The sequence below is a fragment of the Cellulosimicrobium composti genome (assembly GCF_010287905.1).
Taxonomy (GTDB): Bacteria; Actinomycetota; Actinomycetes; order Actinomycetales; family Cellulomonadaceae; genus Cellulosimicrobium; species Cellulosimicrobium composti.
Map to the genome: position 1 here is coordinate 12,114 of NZ_JAAFAN010000023.1, position 15,058 is coordinate 27,171.

Below are 15,058 nucleotides of genomic sequence, written 5' to 3' on the forward strand. Positions count from 1 at the left end.
CGCGCTCGTCCGCGTCGGTCGCTACGTCCGCCGTGCGTGCCGCTGCGCCGCCCACCCGCCGGCACCCCCGACGGCGACCACACCCAGCGCGACCGCTGCGAGGAGCGGGCCCGTCCGCGTCGGCGACCCGTCGACCGCCGGGCCCGAGGGGACCGCGGGAGCGAGGGACGCCGCCGTCGCGACGAACGTGGGCGCGGGACGCGCGCCGGACGGGTCGGTGTCCGTCCACGCGTAGGACGCACCCGACGGGCACTCCTGGACGGCCGGGAAGACGAACGCCTGCCCCACCGCGCCCGTGACCCGGACGTCGAGCGTGAAGGCGGCCCGCTCGCCGTCGGGCACGGGCTCGCCCGTCCACACCACCGCGTCGTCGGACACGTCGGAGACCCAGCCGTCGGGCTGGCCGGCGGCGAGCGCCTCGACGCCCTCGGGCAGCGTGAGCCGCAGGGCGTCGGTCGGCTCGCCGTCGCACCCGTGGTCGAACGTGAACGTGAGCGTCGACGTCCCGTCGCCGTGGGGGTCCACCGTCTCGATGAGGACGTGCGCCGCCGCGGGGACGGCCGTCAGCGCGGCGAGCGCGCCGACGGCGACGCCCGCGAGGGTGGCGCGCGTGCCGAACCGGGCCCTGCGGGCCCGCCGGGGACCGGTCATGAGGACACCTCCACGGGGATCTCGGCGATCGGGTTCTCGTACTTGGACGTCCGGACGCTCACGTGGAGGGTCCAGTCGCCGGCCATCGGCAGGTCGAGCGTCGCCTCGTAGGTGCCCGTCCCGGTCCGCGTGAGCGGTCGGGCGAACGGACCGAGCGCCGGGTCGGCGAGGGTCGTCGTCAGCTCGGGCACGGCGACGGGCTCGAGGGGCTGCCCGTCGGCGTCGAGCAGCTCGATCTCGAGCGCGTTGACGCCGACCTGCCCGGGGGTGACCCGCGCACGGAGCGTCCCGTCACCGAGCTCGTCGACCACCTCGACGGCCGGTGCCGCAGGCTCTCCGGTGTCCGCGTCCGTCACGACGACGGGGCTGCGCGAGACGAGGAGACCGGTGACGGCGAGCACGACCGCGAGCAGCACGGCCTCGGCAGTGACCGTCCGGCCGAGACGACGGCGCGCGGTCGCGCCGGTCGGCCCGCCCGCCGGTCCGCGTCCCCGGACCGCCGGCACGAGCCGGTAGCGGTTCCAGGCGGCCACGCCGACGAGGCACACCGCGAGACCGACCTTGACGAGCAGGGACCGGCCGTACGCCGTCGACACGAGCGCGTCGAGCGAGCCGAGGACGCGCCACCCGAGGACCGTCCCGGTCACGGCCAGCGCGAGGACGACCCACCCGCCGAGCGCCGAGAACCGGGCGACGGTGATCGCCGCGCGCCGGGGGTCGACGTGCGCGGACGGCGCGAGGACGAGCGCGAGACCGAGCACGCCCCCGAGCCACACCGCCCCGGCCACGACGTGGAGCGCGTCCGCCGTGACGACGAGCCACGGCGGACCGTACGTGCGCGTGTGCCCGACGAGCACGAGCGAGGCGAGCGCGAGCGCGGACGCGCCGAGCACGACGCCGGCGGGCCACGCAGCCCGGGTCTCGCGCGCCGCACGCGGGGCGAGCAGCGTCGCGGCGAGGAGGCCGGTGAGGCCGAGCGCGCCGGCGAGCGTCGAGTCGGTCGCGAGCCCCGCCGCCCACGTCGCCGGGTCGGCGAGCGCGCCCAGTCCGGCGCCTGCCTGCCACGCCGGGGTGAGCGGGACCGCGAGGACGAGCCCCATCGCCGCGACCGCGGACGCCCCGCCCCGCACGCGCTGCAGCCGGCGCCGCAGCACGGGGGCCGCGCCCGGGGAGACGTGCAGCACGAGGAGCTCGAACGCGGCGAGCCCCGCGACGAGGAACGTCCCGGCGTAGACCGCCGCCTGGTCGAGCGCGCGCACGGCGACGAGCGCCGCCGTCGGCTCGGCCACACGTGCCTCGACGGACGTCGCGCTCGGCGCGCCGACCGAGAACGTGAAGGCGCCCGCCACGGGGTGGGTGTCGAGGGACACCACGCGCCAGCTCACGACGTAGGTGCCGTCGTCGAGCGTCGCGGCCGGGGTGACGACGAGCGCGTCGTCCACCGCGGCGACGTCCACGTCGACGGGCGAGCCGTCGGCCGCGAGCACGGTCGTGCCGCCGGGGACGACCTGGACCGGCTCGTTGAAGGTGATGGTCAGCGCGTCGGGGGGCGCGTCGAGGACGATGCCGTCCTGCGGGTCGGTGCCCACGAGGACGGCGTGGGCCGCGGCCGGGCCGCTCGCGAGGATCGCGAGCAGGACCGCGGCCGCGGCACCGACGACGACGGCCACCACCCGGCGCAGCACCGAGGGGCGGCCCACGGGTCAGGCCCGCGGGCGCGAGCGCACGAACCCGAGCGCGCCGAGCACGAGGCCGGCCGCCGCGAGCACGAGCGCCGTCCACGTGAGCGCCGGGGCCGGGCCGGCGGCCGCGCCCGCGGACACGGCGTCACCCGACGCACCCGCGGCGGCGTCCTCCGACCCGTCCGAGCCAGATCCGTCCGCGACGGGCTCGGCCGCGTCGTCGGGCCCGTCGCCCTCGGCGGCCGTCAGCGTGAACAGCGGCGCGGGGAGCTCGAGGTCGTGCCCGTCCTCGCCGTCCGCCGGGACCTGCACCCAGGCGCTCTCGCCCTCGGCGCACTCCTGGACGGTCGGGAACACGAGGGTCTCGCCCGCCGCGTCGGGCAGCTTGAGCGAGAGCACGAGGGCGTCGCGGTAGCCGTCGGGCAGCGGGGTCCTCGCCGTGTAGACGACCTCGGCGACGCGCTCGGTGTACTGGCCGCCGTGCCCGTCGTCCACGGGCTCGGCGAGGTCCTCCATGACCTTCTCGACGTCCCAGCCCGGGTTGACCGTCGGGGTCACGGTGACGACCTGCTCGGGGACCTGGATCGAGACCGTGGTGGTCGGCGAGTCGCCGCACCCGTGCGGGACGCCGAAGGTGAGCAGGGCGTAGGCGCCCGCCTCGGTCGTGTCCGGGGTGACGGTCACGTGGGCGCTCGCGGCGCCCGCGCCGACGACGACGAGTCCGGCGGTCAGGGAGGCGGCGCCGACGGCGCGCAGGGTCTTTCGCATGGTGGTGCCTTTCGGGGAGAAGGAGGTCGGGGCTCCGGCCGCGGGCACGACGGCGTGCCGCGCCGCGGTGTCGGCGGAGCCGGCCGGCGGCGAGGAGGCACGGGCGCGCGGGCGCGCCGGAGCGGGACGCCGCGGAGGTGTCCGGGAGGGCGTCGAGGGGTCAGGCCGCGAGCGGGGGACCTCGCCCGGGCGCGGCGCCGCGCACGAGCAGGTCGCGCACCGCAGGCAGCACGCCGACGACCGGTGCGGCCGTGCGGACGACGACGCTCCGCGGGCGGCCGGGGACCCGGCACCCGGTGAGCCATGTCCACAGGCGCCACAGGACGGCGTCGCCGTAGCGCAGGACGACCGCGACGGCGAGCGTGGCCACCGCGTGCGCGCCGAGCATCGTCAGGGGCGACGCGGCGTGCGCGTGCACGGCCGCACCGGACGGGGACAGCGCGGCGCAGCGCTCGAACACGACGTGCAGCACGAGCTGGCCCGCACCGAGCAGTCCCAGCAGCCGCGGCAGCCCGACCTGGCGCCGCGTGAGGGGTCGCACCGCGACGGCGGTGAGGACGGCGAGCACGCCCAGCGGGACCGCTCCGGGGTCCGCCCCTCCGGCCAGGCCGTGCGCGACGACGGACAGCCCGACGACCGCGGCGGCGAGCAGCAGCACCCGCACGCCGCGGAGCACCCCCGCTCCGGGCGACGTCACGGACGCACCCTAGCGGGAGCCCGCTGCGTCGCGACAGGGTCCGGCGCCGCCCTCCCCGTGCGGGGGCGGGCGGCGTGCGCCGGCACCGTCAGTCCTCGGGGTCGTGCGCCGCGTCGTCGGTCCCGGCGCCCCGACGGCGCAGGACGAGCACGACGACCACGGCCGCCGCGACGACGAGCGCCCCGAGCCCCACGAGCACGGGGACGAGCGAGGACGAGCCGTCGCCCTCGGACGCCGTGTCCTCGGTGGGCGTGTCGGACCCGGCGGAGGCGTCGGCGTCGCTCGCGTCCGTGGAGGGCTCGGCGGTCGCGGTCTCCTCGGGCGTCGCGTCGTCGGTCGCGGGCTCCTCGGTCGCGGGCGCCTCCGGCTGGGCCGCGACGGTGAACGCGAACGTGCCCTCGATCGGGTGGCCGTCGGACGACACGACGCGCCACGCGACCGAGTACGTGTCGCCGCCGAGCGCGACGGCCGGGTCGAGCGCGAGCGTCGCCGTCGTGCCGTCGATCGCCGGTGCGCCCTGCGTGACGACCGTCCCCGCGGAGTCCGTGACCACGACCTGCGGCTCGACGGGGAGCGGCTCGGTGTTGAACGTCAGGGTGATCGCCGTCGGGGGCGTCGCGAGCTGCGCGCCGTCGGCGGGGTCGGACGTGAGGAGCCGGTCGTGGGCGGACGCCGGGCCGGCGGTGAGCGTCGTGAGCACGGCGGTCAGTCCGAGGGCCAGCGCGGCGACGAGGGCGAGCAGGGCGGGCAGGGCCGACGTGGGTCGGCGCAGGGAGAGCGTCATGAGGTTCTTCCGTCCGAGGCGCGGCGGTGCCGCGCGGGTGGTGCCCAGCGTCCCGGCCGTCGCCGGGTCGGCCTCGTCGGGTGCCGCGTCAGGACGCGGCGAGGGGGCGCAGCAGCAGTGCTCCCGACGGGCCGGCGGGCGACGGCGGCCCACGCGTCGGGGCGGTGCGGGGCTGCCACGCGGCGGGCGGGCGCGGCGCGTCCTCGGGGACCGCGCGGCGCGGCCCCGTCGGCGCGAGGACCGGGACGGGGGCGGGCGCGGTGCGCGGCGTCACCCAGGCGAGGAACCGCTCGAGCGCTCGCTCCCCGTGCGCGAGCACGAGGGCCAGGACGACGGTCGCGACCGCGTGCGCGGCCACCATCCACGCGCCCGCGGTGCCCGACGTCGCGAGGTGCTCCGGGTGCGCGACCGCGGACCCCGCGCCCAGGCCCGGCACCGCGGCGGGAGCCGCGCACACGACCTCGCCGACCGCAGCGACGTGCCCGCCGTGACCCGACGTGGCCGTCGACGGCGTGCACGACGACCCGGGCGCGAGGACGGCGAGCGCCTCATGCAGCGCGAGCTGGGCGCCGCCGAGGAGCGCGACGAGCCGGGCGGGCGTGAAGCGCACGCGCGCGGCCGCCGTCGTGCCCGCGAGCGTGAACGCGGCGAGCGCGGCGAGGACGAGCGGGTCCGGGAGGGCGCCGCCGGCGACGCGGTGCGCGAGCGCGCTCAGCGCGAGGACGAGGGTCGCCGCGAGCGCGGCGCGGGCGACGCGCAGCGGACCGACGACCGGGGAGAGCACGTCGGCCACCCTAGCGCGACGCGTCGGCGCCCCCTGCGCCCGCCGCCTCGGGCGTCTCGGACCGGGCGGCGGGCGAGCGCTCCGGGTACCGGCCGATCAGGGGGCCGGTGGGCAGGAGCCGGTCGATCCCGACGATCAGCAGCCCGAGGACGAAGAAGCCCGCCCCGTAGAGCACGACGTTGACGAGCAGCCCCGTCCACCCGAGCGCGTCGAGGTCGACGAACCCGTACGGGTACGCGCTGCCGGGGCTGACGAACCCGCGGATCGTGGTGAACGCGAAGTACGCGAGCGGGTACAGCAGCCAGCGCGCGGCGTCGAGTCCGCGGAGGCGGCGGTGCGCGTCGAGCAGCAGGAAGTCGACGAAGACGGCGACGGGCAGGAGCTCGTGCTCGATCTGGCCGTCCGTGAGGCCGAGGAAGACGGCCGGGGCGTCGGGGTCCTCGGGCGCGAGCACGAGGTTGGCGACGAGCCCGGTGATCGCCGCGAACAGGGTGACGGCGCCCTTGAACCACCCGGGCGGCTGCCGCCGGCGCAGGAGCGACGCGACACCCGCCCACGCGAACACGATCGCGATGAGGAACCCGGTCTGGTTGGTGAAGTAGACGAGGCCCTCGATGTCGCCGTCACGCCAGATGGCGCGCGTCCCGACGAGGGCGAGGACGACGAGGAACAGCCGGAACAGACCGACGACGACGTGCATGCGGGCTCCTTCGCGCGCGGTGCGGTGGTGCGCTCGTGAGCCTAGTGGGCGTGGGAGCCGGTTCCCACAGGACGAGCGGGCGCCGCGCGGCCCGGGGACGCCGAAGGGCCGCGCCGAGGCGCGGCCCTCCAGGGTGTTCCGTCACCCGCGCCGGCGCTGCGCGCCGGGCGGGCGGGAGATCACAGAGCCTGGATGTTCGCGGCCTGCGGGCCCTTGGGGCCCTGCGTGACGTCGAACGAGACGCTCTGGTTCTCCTCGAGCGAGCGGTAACCGCTCGACTGGATCTCGCTGTAGTGGGCGAACACGTCGGCGGTGCCGTCCGAGGGGGCGATGAAGCCGAAGCCCTTCTCGGCGTTGAACCACTTCACGGTGCCAGTAGCCATGGTGCTGTCTTCTCTCGTTGAAACGACGGTCCCGCGAGCGCGGGTCCGGATGCCGCGCCCCGCAGGGCGCCGACGGGTGTGGGGGCCGTCCCGGCGTTCTGCCGGGCGGCCGGGCGGGGCGGCCAGGTGGCGCCGCGCGTGATCGAGGACGGCGACGACGGTCACGGGGCGCGAGAAGCGGTCGTGGACCTGGAAGCCGTCGGGACGCCGGGTGACCAGACCTGCGTACTCGCCGTCCGCCGTCGCGACCCACAGGTCGTCGTCGGCGCGGCGCAGCACGAGGTCGGGTGCGGGGACGGTCGTGACCGCGGAGGCGGTCCCGAGGTCGTCACGCGGCCCGGGATGGACAAGGGTGGAAGAAAGGATGCTGTCTGCTCTCGCTCCGCCACACCGTGGGGCGGAGAATCGTCGGTGGCAGCGTCTGCTGCCCGGTGCGCGCGGTCCGTGCTCCGATGCTGAGGACCGAAGAGGCGTCGTGGAACGGGGTCCTACGACGCGAGCGCGACCTCCAGGGTACACGAGTGCGGGCCGCGCCCCTCACGCGGTGCGCACGGCGACGCTTGCCCGGGGCGATGATGGGCCTATGACGACCTCACCGAACCCCGCCCGCGCCCTCCCCCGCACCTCCCGTCGCAGCGTCGCCGTCGTGAACGGCTACGTCGTGCCCGTGGCCTCCGACCCGATCGAGAACGGGACCGTCCTCGTCGAGGACGGGATCATCACGGCCGTCGGCGCGGACGTCGTCGTGCCCGACGGCGTCCCGACCCTCGACGCGGGCGGCCGCTGGGTGCTGCCCGGGTTCGTCGAGGCGCACGCCCACATGGGCGTCATGGAGGAGGCCGAGGGCTGGGCCGGCAACGACACGAACGAGATGACCGACCCGAACGGCGCGGCGCTGCGCGCGATCGACGCGATCAACGTCGAGGACGAGGGCTTCCGCGACGCGCTCGTCGGCGGCGTGACGAGCGCCGTCGTCAAGCCGGGATCCGGCAACCCGATCGGCGGCCAGACGGTCGCGATCAAGACGTGGGGCGGCCGCACCGTCGACGAGCAGGTGATCCGCGAGTCGGTCTCCGTGAAGTCGGCGCTCGGCGAGAACCCCAAGCGCGTCTACGGGGACCAGAAGAAGACGCCGTCCACGCGCCTCGGGGTCGCGAAGGTCATCCGCGCCGCGTTCGTCGAGGCGCAGAACTACGCCGCCAAGCGCGACGCGGCCGAGGCCAAGGGCGAGCCGTTCGACCGCGACCTCGCCAAGGAGACCCTCGCGCGCGTCCTCGCGGGCGAGCTCTACTGGGACCAGCACACGCACCGCGCGGACGACATCGCCACGGCGCTGCGCCTCGCGGACGAGTTCGGCTACAAGCTGGTCGTCAACCACGGGACGGACGGCGCCGCCGTCGCGGACGTGCTCGCCGAGCGCGACGTCCCGGTGATCTTCGGCCCGCTGTTCACGTCGCGCTCCAAGATCGAGCTGCGCAACCGCGACATCGCGAACCTCGGGGCGCTCGCCCGCGCGGGCGTGCGCGTCGCGATCACGACCGACCACCCCGTGGTGCCGATCAACTTCCTCGTGCACCAGGCGTCGCTCGCGGTGAAGGAGGGCCTCGACCGCGACACCGCGCTGCGCGCGCTCACGGTCAACCCGGCCGCGTTCCTCGGCCTCGACGACCGCGTCGGCGCGCTCGCGCCGGGCCTGGACGGCGACGTCGTCGTCTGGTCGGGCGACCCCCTCGACGTCAACGCCCGCGCCGAGCACGTGCTCGTCACGGGCACCGAGGTCTACACGTGGGACCCGGCGGCGGACGGCGGCCGCGGCGCCGGCCGCGTCGTCGAGCGGGGCGAGCGCTTCCGCGACTGACCCACCGCGCGGCCGTCGTCGTCCCGGCTCGCGTGGCGCGATCCGGGACGGCGGCGGACCATCGAGTCATGCGCACCGGACCCTCGACCCGCCGCGCCGTGACCGGCCCGGCCGTCGCCCTCCTCGCCGTCGTCGGCACCGTCGCCGCGTGCTCCGGACCCGGCCCCGGGGAGAAGGACGTCGAGTACGACTCGCTCGACGCGCTCCACGAGGCCGCCACGACCGCGGGCCTGGCCTGCCTGTCCTTCGTGCCCGAGGACTCGGGGACGCCCGACGTCGAGCTCGGCACGTGCGACGACACGACGCTCCTCGCGGTGTTCGCCGGCGGGGTGGAGGAGGCCGAGTTCCTCCGCCTCCTGCCCGTCGAGCCCTCCGAGGAAGAGCAGGCCGCGCTCGCAGGGCCCAACTGGGTCGTCGTGGGCGACACCGGCGACCTGCTCGAGACCAAGGCCGGGATCGGCGGCGACTTCCTCTCCGACCGCTGACGTCGCGCGCGTCGTCGTCACCGCACGGCGGCGCACGCGACGCACGTCAGCGCCGTCGGGCGCGCCTCGAGCCGGCCCTCCGCGATGGGTCGCCCGCACGACGCGCAGACGCCGTAGGTGCCGGCGTCGAGACGCGCGAGCGCGGCGTCGACCTCCTCGACCCGTGCCGCGGCGTCGCGCGCGAGCGCGTCGACCTGGGCGCGCTCGAACGCGATGGTCGCGCCGTCGGGGTCGTGCTCGTCGTCCGCGTTGGAGTCGCGCGAGGCCTCGACGATCCCCTCGACCTCGGCGCGCAGCGCGCGCAGCCGTCCCGTCGCCTCCGCGCGCACCGCGAGCAGGCGCTCGCGCACGGCCGCGTCGCGACCCGCGGCGCCGCGACCTGTCGCGTCACCGGCTCCTGCTGCGTCGTCCGGACCTGCCGTCATGCCGCTCCCCCCGACGTCGTGGACAGGGTGAAACCGCCCCGCGTGGGGACTCCTGCCCGTGCCCGGAGCATGACAGCGACGGGCGCCGGATGGAAGAGTGGAACCCGCCCGGCCGCCCCGGGCCCGCCGCCCGGTCTCGCCCCCGCGGCGCGCGACCGACGTCCCACGGCGAGACCACAGGGGGTCTGCATGAGCACGGTCGTGGTCTTCGAGGCCTTCGGCGGCCCGGAGTCCCTCCGGGTCCAGGACGAGACGGTGGCCGAGCCCGGTCCCGGGCAGGTGCGCGTCGCCAACCGCGTCGTCGGGGTCAACCCGGCGGACGTCAAGAGGCTCGCCGGGGCGTTCGGGGGCCGTGTGCCCGGCGTGCTGGGGTTCGAGGCCGCGGGCGTGGTCGACGCCGTAGGACCCGACGTCCCCGACCTCGCCCCCGGCGACGAGGTCGTCTGGCACGGGACGGGGGCGCAGCGCGAGCTCTCCCTCGTGCGCGCCGACCACGTGCGGCGCACGCCGGCGTCCGTCCCGCCGGAGCAGGCGGCCGTGCTGCCCGTGGCGGCGGCGACGGCGTTCTCCGCGCTCGTCCAGGCCGACGTCGGCGAGGGCGACGTCGTGCTGCTGCACGGCGCGGCCGGCGGGGTCGGCTCGGCGGCGGTGCAGATCGCGACCGCGCTCGGCGCGCGTGTCGTGGGCACCGCGTCGCCCGCGAACCACGACTACCTGCGCGGGCTCGGCGCCACGCCCGTCGCCTACGGACCCGGGCTCGTGGAGGCCGTGCGCGCGCTGCCGGACGGCCTCGACGAGGTGAGCGTCGTCGTCGACCTCGTGGGCACGCCCGAGACGGTCGCCGCGACGGTCGCGCTGCTCGGCGAGGCCCTCGCGCCCGCCTCCCCCGACGACCCGCCGAGCGCGGTGACGATCGTCGGGTCGCAGGAGTCGCGCGCCGCGGGGATCGTGGACAAGGTGGACGCGAAGGGCGCGCTGGACGAGGTGCTCGCGCTCGCGGAGGACGGGCGCCTGCGCGCCGAGATCTCGGCCCGGTACCCGCTCGCGGAGGCCGCGAGCGCGCTGCGCCGCGTCGCCGAGGGCCACGTCCGGGGCAAGGTCGTGCTCGACGTCCCCTGAGCCCGCGGCGGTTCCCGGACGTTGTGACGCTGAGCACAAGGCCTCTGGGTGATCGGCGAGTTCTCGCGGGTCGGGCACCGTGCCCCGCCCTATTTTCTTGCGCCGCCCGTGCGGGACGGTGTGCAATCGTTAGCATGCGTAAGTTTCTTGCCGCTACCGCGGCGCTCTCCTGTGCCCTCCTGCTGGCGTCCTGCGCCTCGCCGACCGACCCGGCGAGCGACGACGCGGCGACCCCCGAGACCACGACCACGACCGAGGCGGCCCCCGAGGTGACGCCCACCGTCGTCGCCGTGACGACCACGTGCAACACGTTCTACAGCGGCGAGTACTCCACCGAGCGCCTCGTCGCCGAGACGACGCCGCTCCTCCAGACCCCCGAGGACGAGGAGGCCGCCGCCGCGATCTACACGACGCGCGAGCGCCTCGTCGCCGTCCAGAACTTCGCGGACCCCGAGCTCCAGGAGAACCTCAACGGCATCAAGGCGCCGTTCGAGGCCGCCGTCCAGGGTGAGACCATCTCCACCGCCGGTCTCCAGGAGTCCCTCGACGCCTTCCGCGCGCAGTGCGAGGAGGCCGGGTACGCGTTCGCGTCCTGAGCCCCGCGCCGCGGTCCGGGCGGCCCGTCCCTCGTCGAGGGACGGGCCGCTCGCGCGTTCCCGGAGGTCTCGTGCGCGCGGGGCGAGGCGGCGCGTGGGAGCATCCGACCATGCCCGTCGTCGAGTCCTCGCTCGTGGTCCCCGTCGACCCCGCGACCGCGTTCGCGGTCTCGCAGACGACCGGTGACGTCCGGCTGCGCTGGGACCCGTTCGTGCGGCACCAGCGCTTCCTGGACGGCGCGACCGCGCCCGCGAAGGGCGTGCGCACGTTCACCCGGCACCGCAGCGGCCTGTCGATGGTGAGCGAGTACGTCTCCTACAACCCGCCGACCAACGTCGGGATGCGCATGGTGCGCGGCTCGTGGTTCTTCGAGAACCTCGCGGGCGGCTGGCGGTTCGCGCCCGACCCGTCCGGCGGCGGCACGCGCGCGACGTGGCGGTACAGCTTCCGCTGCCGACCCCGCTGGCTCGCCCCGGTCGCCGAGCGCGTCGGGTCGTGGGTGCTCGGCCGGGACATCGACCGGCGCATCGCCGGGTTCGCGCGCGGCTGCGCGGACCCGGTCGTGCTCGCGGCGGCGCGCGGCGACGCCTAGGCACGACGGCCGGGCCGCTCACCGCGCCAGCGCGGCCGCCTCCTCGACCCCGCCGAGCTTGTGCGGGTTCGCCACCGCGAACAGGCGCGTGATCCGGCCGTCCTCGACCGTCACCGCGACCGCGGTCGCCAGCTCGCCGTCGAGCGCGAGGCGCAACCCGGGCGAGCCGTTGATCCACACGGGCTCGACCGTGACCGCGCCCGGGGACGTGCGCAGCCCGGCCAGGAGTGCCGTCGCGACGCGCCGGGCACCCACGACGGGCCTGCGTGCCGCCCGGGCCAGACCGCCGCCGTCGGCGACGGCGACGACGTCGGGTGCGAGCACGTCGAGGAGCCCCTGGAGGTCGCCCGAGAGGACCGCGTCGAGGAACCGCTCGACGACGCGCTGCTGCTCCGTGCGGTCGACCGCGACGCGGGGGCGGCGCGCGGCGACGTGGCCCCGCGCCCGGTGCGCGACCTGCCGCACCGCAGCCGGCGACTTGCCGACGGCCTCGGCGATCTCGTCGAACGGCACGTCGAACACCTCGCGCAGGACGAACACCGCGCGCTCCGTGGGCCCGAGCGTCTCGAGCACGGTGAGCATCGCCATCGAGACGCTCTCGGCGAGCTCGACGTCCTCCGCGACGTCCGGCGTCGTGAGCAGGGGCTCCGGCAGCCACTCCCCCACGTAGTCCTCGCGGCGGCGCGCGAGGGTCCGGAGCCGGTTGAGCGACTGCCGCGTGACGATCCGCACGAGGTACGCGCGCGGGTCGCGCACCTCGGCGTGGTCGACGTCCGCCCACCGCAGCCACGTCTCCTGCACGACGTCCTCCGCGTCGGCCGCCGAGCCGAGCAGCTCGTAGGCGACGGTGAAGAGCAGGCTGCGGTGGCGGACGAACGGGTCGTCCGTCATGCGTCCGACCCTACGGCGCCCGCGGAGCGGGCGGGCAGCGGCGGCAGGCCGCAGGACGCGGCGAACTGCTCGGACCGGATGCCGAGAGCGACGTTGGACCGCGCCGTGGCGTTCATCAGCCCGACGCGCGCGGAGAGCTCGACGAGTCCCGCCGGACCGAGGTCCGCGAGCAGCGCCTCCGACAGCTCGTCCGTGACCGCGGGCGGGGTCTGGCTCATCGCCTCCGCGTACTCCATGACGCGTCGCTCGACGGGCGTGAACACGGCGGACTCGCGCCAGCGCGGGACCTCGCGGGCCTTGACCTCGTCGAGACCCTCGTTGTGCGACCGGAAGTAGTGCAGGTCGAGGCAGAACTCGCACCCGACCGTCGCGGCCGACGCCATCACCGCGTACGTCGCGAGGTCCGGGTCCAGGCGGTCCCACTTCTCCGACCTCCGCCCCACGCCCATGAGGTCCTTGAAGACCGCGGGGTGGTGCCACAGCACGCCGATCGAGTCGGGTACGTGCCCGAGCATCGCGCGGGTCGCACGCTTGACCACGGAGCCGTACAGCCCGGTGACCTCGGTGGGCGGCACTCGTGTCGTCATGTCTCCTCCTGATGGGTCCGTGTGGGGTGGTGGACGCGCATGAGACACCGGCCGGCGGACGCGTGTGACACCTGAGGACGACGACGGACGGCACCCCGGTCGGACGCGGCCCGGCCCGCCGCGGCGTAGCGTGCGTCGCATGGGCCCGCTCGACCGTCGCCGCCCCCGGGTGTTCCTCGCCGTGGTGCTCGCGGTGGTCTCGCTCGTCGGGACGGTCGGCGCGACGCACGGGCAGCCGTCGGCGCGACCGCTCGACCTCGCCGCGGTCGGTCTGCTCCTCGTGTCCCCGCTCGCGCTCGTGCTCCTCGTCCCGCGTCCGGCGGTCGCCGTCGTCGTGTCGGTCGGTGCGGCCGGGGTCTTCCTCGTCGCCGGGTACGCGTGGGGGCCGGTCCTCGCGGGGCCGGTCGGCGTGCTCGTGGGCGTGCTCCTCACCGGACCGGCGGAGCGCGCGCGGCGCGTGGCATGGGGCGGCGCCGTGCTGCTCGCGGGCGCCGTCGTCGCGGCGGCGGCCCTGCGCCCGGACTCGCCACCGCGCGCGACGCTGCTCGGCGGGACGGCGTGGACCGTCGTCGTGCTCCTCGTCGCCGGGGCGGTCCGCGACCGGGCGGCCCGCATCGCGGCGGCGCGCGAGGCCGACCGGGTCGCGCGCGCCGAGCGGGAGCGCACCGCCGTCGCGGACGAGCGGCTGCGGATCGCGCGCGAGGTCCACGACGTGCTCGCGCACTCGCTTTCGGCGATCACCGTGCAGGCCGGCGTCGGGCTGCACCTGCTGGACCGCGACCCCGACCAGGCGCGCAGCGCGCTCTCGGCGATCCGCACGACGAGCGCCGAGGCGCTCGACGAGGTGCGCGCGGTGCTCGGCGTGGTGCGGGGCGACGGCGGGGACGGCGCCCCGCTCGCCCCGACGTGGGACCTCGCGGCCCTGCCGCGGCTCGTGCAGCAGGCGGAGGCGGGCGGCGTCGCGGTCGTGCTCGACGTGGACGACGCCGCAGCCGACCTGCCCGACCGGCTCGCGGGCGTCGTCTACCGCGTCGTGCAGGAGTCGCTGACGAACGTGCGGCGCCATGCGCTCGACGCGACGCGCGCGGAGGTCCGGGTGCGGGCGCGGCCCGGCCCGGAGGGCGCCGTGACGGTGACCGTGACGGACGACGGCGCCGCCGCGTCGTCCGGCGCCGAGCCGGGGTACGGGCTGCGCGGCATGCGCGAACGGGTCGAGAGCGTGCGCGGCACGCTCGACGCCGGGCCCGTGCCGGACGCGGCAGGGTCTGGACGCGGCTTCCGGGTGCGGGCAGTCTTTCCCTGGCCGGGCACGACGCCCGCGCCGGGCACGACCGGACGGCCCGAGGAGGCGCCGCACCGGGCCGAGGAGGCACCATGATCGACGTCGTGCTGGCCGACGACCAGGCGCTCGTGCGCGGCGGGTTCCGTGCGCTCATCGACTCCGAGGACGACATGCGCGTCGTCGCCGAGGCCGCGACCGGCGACGACGCCGTCCGCCTCGCGCTCGAGCACCTGCCCGACGTGGTGCTCATGGACATCCGCATGCCCGGGCTCGACGGGCTGGAGGCGACCCGGCGCATCGTCGCCGACCGCGCGGCGTCGCACGTGCACGTCGTGGTCGTCACGACGTTCGAGCTCGACGAGTACGTGACGGACGCGATCCGCGGCGGCGCGAGCGGGTTCCTCGTCAAGGACACCGAGCCCGTCGACCTCGTGCGCGCGGTGCGCGTCGCGGCCCGCGGCGACGCGCTGCTGTCGCCCACGGTGACCCGGCGCCTGCTGTCCCGGGTCGCGGACGCGACGCGCACCGTCGGGCCCGTTCCGGGCGTCGGCGACCTCACGCCGCGCGAGCGCGAGGTGCTCGTCGAGGTCGCGGGCGGGCTGTCGAACGAGGAGATCGCCGGGACGCTCTACCTGTCCGAGTCGACCGTGAAGACGCACGTGTCGCGCGTCATGGCGAAGGTCGGCGCGCGCGACCGCGCCCAGCTCGTCGTCGCGGCCTACGAGTCCGGCCTCGTGCGGCCGGGCTGGGCCGGGTGACCCGCCCGCACGAGA

General features: G+C 76.5%; 18 protein-coding genes. 7 read left to right on the plus strand and 11 right to left on the minus strand.

Going from position 1 to position 15,058, the window contains the following annotated elements; all coding sequences use genetic code 11:
- Positions 1 to 21: 21 nt before the first annotated feature.
- The 8 genes from GYH36_RS08600 to GYH36_RS08635 form a co-directional block, all read right to left on the minus strand.
- Positions 22 to 651 carry a DUF1775 domain-containing protein gene (locus GYH36_RS08600; protein ID WP_115941674.1) on the minus strand — a complete coding sequence of 210 codons (630 nt, stop codon included), beginning with the start codon at positions 649 to 651 and terminating at the stop codon, positions 22 to 24.
- The gene (locus GYH36_RS08605) at positions 648 to 2,351 is read right to left on the minus strand and encodes a copper resistance CopC/CopD family protein (RefSeq protein ID WP_162289641.1); all 1,704 of its coding nucleotides are present in this window, start codon (positions 2,349 to 2,351) and stop codon (positions 648 to 650) included. Before GYH36_RS08605 ends, GYH36_RS08600 begins: the two co-directional genes overlap by 4 nt.
- A gap of 3 nt (positions 2,352 to 2,354) precedes the next feature.
- Positions 2,355 to 3,101 carry a YcnI family copper-binding membrane protein gene (locus GYH36_RS08610; protein ID WP_115941672.1) on the minus strand — a complete coding sequence of 249 codons (747 nt, stop codon included), beginning with the start codon at positions 3,099 to 3,101 and terminating at the stop codon, positions 2,355 to 2,357.
- Positions 3,102 to 3,261: 160 nt separating this feature from the next.
- A complete protein-coding gene (locus GYH36_RS08615; RefSeq protein ID WP_162289642.1) occupies positions 3,262 to 3,798 on the minus strand; it encodes a hypothetical protein in 537 nt (178 codons plus the stop codon).
- An 88-nt stretch (positions 3,799 to 3,886) separates the two neighbouring features.
- Positions 3,887 to 4,582 carry a copper resistance CopC family protein gene (locus GYH36_RS08620; RefSeq protein ID WP_024839942.1) on the minus strand — a complete coding sequence of 232 codons (696 nt, stop codon included), beginning with the start codon at positions 4,580 to 4,582 and terminating at the stop codon, positions 3,887 to 3,889.
- Positions 4,583 to 4,670: 88 nt separating this feature from the next.
- Positions 4,671 to 5,366, minus strand: coding sequence for a hypothetical protein (locus tag GYH36_RS08625; RefSeq protein WP_162289643.1), 696 nt, complete (start codon positions 5,364 to 5,366; stop codon positions 4,671 to 4,673).
- Between the two features lie 10 nt (positions 5,367 to 5,376).
- Positions 5,377 to 6,066: a Pr6Pr family membrane protein gene (locus GYH36_RS08630; RefSeq protein ID WP_024839944.1), complete on the minus strand. Its 690-nt coding sequence runs from the start codon at positions 6,064 to 6,066 to the stop codon at positions 5,377 to 5,379.
- A 179-nt stretch (positions 6,067 to 6,245) separates the two neighbouring features.
- Complete coding sequence (locus GYH36_RS08635) at positions 6,246 to 6,449, minus strand: cold-shock protein (RefSeq protein WP_024839945.1); 204 nt, start codon at positions 6,447 to 6,449, stop codon at positions 6,246 to 6,248.
- A 583-nt stretch (positions 6,450 to 7,032) separates the two neighbouring features.
- Between GYH36_RS08635 and GYH36_RS08640 the strand changes: the two genes are divergently transcribed.
- Together GYH36_RS08640 and GYH36_RS08645 are read left to right on the plus strand one after the other, a co-directional pair.
- The gene (locus GYH36_RS08640; protein WP_162289644.1) at positions 7,033 to 8,307 is read left to right on the plus strand and encodes an amidohydrolase; all 1,275 of its coding nucleotides are present in this window, start codon (positions 7,033 to 7,035) and stop codon (positions 8,305 to 8,307) included.
- A 68-nt stretch (positions 8,308 to 8,375) separates the two neighbouring features.
- A complete protein-coding gene (locus GYH36_RS08645) occupies positions 8,376 to 8,792 on the plus strand; it encodes a hypothetical protein (RefSeq protein WP_115941667.1) in 417 nt (138 codons plus the stop codon).
- A 17-nt stretch (positions 8,793 to 8,809) separates the two neighbouring features.
- Here the strand turns inward: GYH36_RS08645 and GYH36_RS08650 are convergent, their stop codons facing one another.
- A complete protein-coding gene (locus GYH36_RS08650; RefSeq protein WP_081772243.1) occupies positions 8,810 to 9,217 on the minus strand; it encodes a TraR/DksA family transcriptional regulator in 408 nt (135 codons plus the stop codon).
- A 189-nt stretch (positions 9,218 to 9,406) separates the two neighbouring features.
- On the opposite strand from GYH36_RS08650, the gene GYH36_RS08655 reads away from it, so the two are divergent.
- From GYH36_RS08655 to GYH36_RS08665, 3 genes are all read left to right on the plus strand, one after another.
- Positions 9,407 to 10,336, plus strand: a complete 930-nt coding sequence (locus GYH36_RS08655; protein ID WP_115941666.1) for a quinone oxidoreductase family protein — start codon at positions 9,407 to 9,409, stop codon at positions 10,334 to 10,336.
- A 134-nt stretch (positions 10,337 to 10,470) separates the two neighbouring features.
- Positions 10,471 to 10,932 (plus strand): hypothetical protein, encoded by a 462-nt coding sequence (locus GYH36_RS08660; RefSeq protein WP_162289645.1) that lies wholly within the window; start codon positions 10,471 to 10,473, stop codon positions 10,930 to 10,932.
- Positions 10,933 to 11,042: 110 nt separating this feature from the next.
- Positions 11,043 to 11,525, plus strand: a complete 483-nt coding sequence (locus tag GYH36_RS08665; RefSeq protein ID WP_155098783.1) for an SRPBCC family protein — start codon at positions 11,043 to 11,045, stop codon at positions 11,523 to 11,525.
- Positions 11,526 to 11,543: 18 nt separating this feature from the next.
- Here GYH36_RS08665 and GYH36_RS08670 read toward each other — a convergent pair whose 3' ends face one another.
- Together GYH36_RS08670 and GYH36_RS08675 are read right to left on the minus strand one after the other, a co-directional pair.
- Complete coding sequence (locus GYH36_RS08670) at positions 11,544 to 12,416, minus strand: RNA polymerase sigma-70 factor (RefSeq protein WP_024839952.1); 873 nt, start codon at positions 12,414 to 12,416, stop codon at positions 11,544 to 11,546.
- Positions 12,413 to 13,003, minus strand: coding sequence for a carboxymuconolactone decarboxylase family protein (locus tag GYH36_RS08675; RefSeq protein ID WP_115941664.1), 591 nt, complete (start codon positions 13,001 to 13,003; stop codon positions 12,413 to 12,415). Before GYH36_RS08675 ends, GYH36_RS08670 begins: the two co-directional genes overlap by 4 nt.
- A gap of 139 nt (positions 13,004 to 13,142) precedes the next feature.
- Between GYH36_RS08675 and GYH36_RS08680 the strand changes: the two genes are divergently transcribed.
- Positions 13,143 to 14,381, plus strand: coding sequence for a sensor histidine kinase (locus tag GYH36_RS08680; protein ID WP_162289646.1), 1,239 nt, complete (start codon positions 13,143 to 13,145; stop codon positions 14,379 to 14,381).
- A complete protein-coding gene (locus tag GYH36_RS08685) occupies positions 14,378 to 15,043 on the plus strand; it encodes a response regulator (RefSeq protein ID WP_024839955.1) in 666 nt (221 codons plus the stop codon). The genes GYH36_RS08680 and GYH36_RS08685 overlap by 4 nt, the downstream gene beginning before the upstream one ends.
- Positions 15,044 to 15,058 lie beyond the last annotated feature (15 nt).